General features: G+C 76.8%; 1 protein-coding gene. It reads right to left on the reverse strand.

Annotated elements, in window-relative coordinates; genetic code table 11:
* A partial coding sequence (locus EBH09_RS11700; protein WP_238697276.1) for an HAD-IC family P-type ATPase occupies window positions 1-3,880 on the reverse strand: 3,880 nt, incomplete at both ends.

The following is a 3,880-nucleotide window of genomic DNA, read 5'->3' on the forward strand; positions in this document are numbered from 1 at the left end:
GTGCCGTCGTCATCGCCCGGTGCCGGATCTGGCGGATCAGGGGCTCGCCCAGCACCGCCGTACCGAGCGGCGCGCCCGCGTCGGCGTCCTCCTGCTCGGGGTCCCCCGTCTCCGTCACCGCCACGGCCATCGCGGGGAACAGGTCGGTGAACAGGTTGACCAGCAGCATCTGGCGGGTGGACAGCGGGGCGGAGCCGCCGAGGACGGTGCCGAGGATGCCGAAGCCGACCTCGCCCGCGTTGCCGCCGATCAGGATGGCGATGGCGTCGGCGACGCTGTGCCACAGCGCCCGGCCCTCTCGCACCGCCTCCACCAGGACCAGCAGGTCGTCACCCGTGACGACCAGGTCCGCGGCGTTGCGGGCGGCGGCCGAGCCGCGGGCGCTGATGCCGACGCCGATGTCGGCGGCGCGGATGGCGGCGGCGTCGTTGGCGCCGTCGCCGACCATGCCGACGACCCGCCCGGCGTCCCGCATCGACTCGACGACCTGGAGCTTCTGCTCGGGCGCCACCCGGGCGACGACGTCCGCGTCACGCAGCATCCGGGAGCGTGCCGTACGGTCCGCGGCCGCGATCTCGTCACCGGTGACCACGACCGCGTCCTCGGGCCAGCCCAGGTCGACGGCGATGGCGTGGGCGGTCTGCGGATGGTCGCCGGTCAGCACCACGGGACGTACGCCCGCCTCGCGCAGCCCGCGCACCAGCGCCGGGGACGTCTCGCGGGCCACGTCGGCCAGCCCGAGCATCCCGGTGAACTCCAGCTTCTCCGGCGCCTGTTCGAGGACGTCGGCCGCCTTCTCCCCCTTGCCCAGGGGCCGGCTGGCCACCGCGATGATGCGCAGTCCGTCGCGGGCCAGGCCGTGCGCCACCTCGGTGGCGTGCGAGGGCAGGTCGGCGCAGGCGGGCAGCACGGTCTCCGGGGCGCCCTTGACCACCAGCACCGGCGCTCCGTCCCCGTCCCGTCCGACGGCGGCGGCGTAGCCGCGCGAGGTCTCGAAGGGCAGGCCCTCCTCCTGCTCCCACTCCGGGTCGTCCCCGGCGGCGTCCAGGACGGCCTCGTCGGTGGCGTGGGTGGGCCGGGCGCCGTCGCCGTTCAGGCGGGGGCAGGCGCGCGCGGCGACCCGTACGGCGTCGGCGGCGTCCGGGTCGGCCGCCTTGCGGACCGTGCCGTCGGCGCCCGCCACCCGCGACACCCGAAGCTTGTTCTCGGTGAGCGTGCCGGTCTTGTCGAAGCAGATGGTGTCCATGCGGCCCAGCGCCTCCAGCGTGCGCGGCGTGCGCACGAGGACGCCGCGGCGGCTGAGCCGGCGGGCCGCCGCCAGCTGGGCCACCGTCGCCACCAGCGGCAGCCCCTCGGGCACGGCGGCCACCGCCACCGACACACCACCGGCGACGGCCTGCCGGATCGGCGTCCCGCGCAGCAGCGAGAGGCCGGTCACCGCGGCCCCGCCCGCCAGCGTCAGCGGCAGCGCCTTGCGGGTCAGCTCCTGGAGCCTTGCCTGCACTCCGGCCGCCGAGGGCGTACGGGCGGCCAGTGACACCGCCCGCGCGGCCTCGGTGTGCTCCCCCGTGTCCACGACGACCGCCTGGGCACGGCCGGCCACCACCGTCGTGCCCTCGAAGACCATGCAGTGCCGTTCGGCCACGGGGGCGTTCGTCACCGGGTCCACGCACTTGTCCACCGGCAGCGACTCGCCGGTGAGCGCGGACTCGTCGACCTCCAGGCCGTCCTCCCACAGCAGCCGGGCGTCGGCGGGCACGACGTCGTCCGCCTTGAGGTCGACGATGTGGCCCGGATGCAGCTTGGCGGCGTCCACGACGAGCGGCTCGGCCGACGGGTCGTGCGTCTCCTCCTCGGCGACCCGCGCCTTCTGCTTCTGCTGGGCGAGCAGCCCGGACAGCGCCCGCTCGGCCCGCAGCCGCTGGAAGCCGCCGACCAGCGCGTTCAGGTCGAGCGCGCCGACGACCAGCAGCGCGTCCATGACGGAGCCGAGGATCGCCTCGGCCGCCGAGCCGACCGCCAGTACCGGGGTGAGCGGATCGTCCAGCTCGCCCCGCACGGCCTGTCCCAGTTGCCAGGTCCACTTCACCGGGGCGAGAACGGGAACGCGGCCCGCCCGGTCGGCCACCGCGCGCGTCCTGGCCGCCAGTTGCTCGGCGAGGGACGGCTCCGGCTCCTTCTCCCGCTCCAGGCGCTCCCGTACGCCCGTGGGATCCAGCGTGTGCCACGCCACCCGCGCCCGGGGGTGCGGGGCGCGGGCCATCGCCACGCCGAACGCGGCACGCGTGCCGGACAGCAGGGCCGCCGCCGCGCTCACGTCGACGGGCGCGTGCCGCAGCCCGGGCAACGCCGAATAGCCGCCCTTGCCACCGTTCTCGCCCTTGCCGCGCGCCTCGCCGACCGCGACCAGCAGGCCGGACAGCGCGGCCCCGGACCGGGCCAGCGTCTGCGACCGGCGCCCGATCGCGCGGGCCGCCGGCACCGCCCGCAGCAGCCGCCACACGTCGGCGAGTCCTTGCGGGGCGAGCACGTCCGCGCCCCACGCCACCGGGGCGTCCGCGTCGGCCAGCGCGACGGCCACGTCCCCGCCGAGCAGCCCGGCCCGCACCGTCTCGTCGTCACCGGGCCGGGGCCGTACGACGGTGATCACGCCGCCCTCGGAGCGCAGTTCGTCCACGACGTCCCTGAGCGGGCGCCCGGCGCTGACGACCTGGTCGGCGAGACCGGTGAAGTCGGCCAGCGCCGGGTCCTCCACCATCACCACGCGCAGTCCCGCGCGCCGCGCCGCGTCCAGCACGTCCTCGGTCCACGGGTCGGCGCTCGCGTCCGGCGCCCGCAAGGCGCTCGGATGCAGGACGACGGTGGCCGCCATCTCCAGCTGCCGCAGCCGTTCGGGGTCGCGTACGAGCACGCCGGTACGCGACAGCGCGGCGCTCAGTACGGCGTGGAAGGCGGCGGGCCCGTAGCGCGCGGCCTTGGGCGAGCCGGCCAGTACGGCCTCGGCGGCCTCGGCCACGTCGTGCTTGACCAGCAGGGTCGCCACCGCGCCCGCCACACTGCCGGTGGAGGCGTGGGCGGCGTAGTCCTGCGCCGGGGTGCTCTGCAGCGGCGGACGCAGGGCGGGGTCGGCGGGCAGGCTGACCCGGTCCGGGGCGCACAGCTGGTCGTGCACGACCTCGAAGGCCGCCGTCCGGGTCACCGCCTCCGTCAGCTGGCAGACGCGCAGCGCCCCGTCGAGCACCAGGGAGGTGTAGCTCTGGCCGGCGCCGTGGACGGCCGCGTTGGCGGCGGCCATTGCCACCTCCATGCCGTGGGCGCCGAGGCGTTCGCGCAGCCAGGCGCGGAAGGTGGGGTTCTCGCGCAGCAGCGTCGCCACGGCCGTCACCAGGCGGGGCGAGGGCGGCAGCCGCAGGCGCGCGCCGGTCACGGCGGCGGCGATGCCCAGCATGTCGGCCCCGAGGGCCGTGGCGGCGACCCGCACGGAGGCCGGATCGCCGGGGTGGGCCAGTTCCTCCACCGGATCGCCCGGGCCCCGCTGGTCCACCCGGGTCAGTCCGTGCTGTTCGGCCAGTTCGACGGCCCGGTCCACCACCCGGTCGGTGAGTGCTTCCTCGGTCGCGGTCACCACCAGCCGGGCGAGACCGGTGTCCCAGTAGGCGAGCACCACGTCCGGGTGCTCGGCCAGTGCCGCCGCCACCCGTCGCGCCACGCGTTCCGTGCCGCCCGCCCGGCGCACCTTCTCCGTCGCGGCCGGGCGTAGTTCGAGGTGCGCCCGGTTCCCGGCCCGCCAGTCCCGGGTGCCGCCCGGCAGCGCGGCGCGGGCGACCCGTGCCGCGCGCGCCGCGAAGTCGGCGCCGCGCACACCGGCCCGTGCGGTGCC

The sequence above is a fragment of the Streptomyces sp. E2N166 genome, from assembly GCF_003671715.1.
Classification (GTDB): domain Bacteria; phylum Actinomycetota; class Actinomycetes; order Streptomycetales; family Streptomycetaceae; genus Streptomyces; species Streptomyces thinghirensis.